Source organism: Micromonospora sp. BL1 (assembly GCF_003667485.1).
GTDB classification, from domain to species: Bacteria; Actinomycetota; Actinomycetes; order Mycobacteriales; family Micromonosporaceae; genus Micromonospora; species Micromonospora tulbaghiae.
In genome coordinates this window covers 1-388 of the sequence record NZ_RCVK01000195.1, presented here as the reverse complement: position 1 = coordinate 388, position 388 = coordinate 1, and the positions used below count along the sequence as shown (strand labels likewise).

The window sequence follows — 388 nt, the reverse complement described above, 5'->3', positions numbered from 1 at the left end:
AATCTAACAGGAGTGGACGCTCCGCTGAAAACCTGGAAGGACACGCCGTTCAATCCCTGCCGCCTGCCAACGGGATGAGCCGGAATGCGGTGCCGGCTCTGGTTCGGCCCAACGTCCGGTTACGGAGCCGGTCACGGGAGCACGGCAATCGGGAGCCGGGCGTGCAGCATCATGGCGCCCTGCTTCATCCGAGTGACGAGCCAGACGCCCATAAGCGGGAGCGACGACGTGGTGGCAGGGCGCATGCTGCGCCCTGCCGCCACCGCTGATGTGTCTATCAGGCCTGGACGGCCCGCCGGCGCTGCCGCCATGCCAGGCTCGCGGCCTGGCATGGCGAAGAACACGCCGCCGGCCGCGGTGTAGGGGATCAGCATGCTGAGGCTGGGGG

The 388-nt window shown here is 68.3% G+C and carries 1 protein-coding gene; it reads right to left on the bottom strand.

Annotation, left to right across the window (positions count from 1 at the left end; translation table 11 throughout):
* Positions 1–131 precede the first annotated feature (131 nt).
* A partial coding sequence (locus EAD96_RS09750) for a hypothetical protein (RefSeq protein ID WP_233585612.1) occupies positions 132–388 on the bottom strand: 257 nt, incomplete at its 5' end.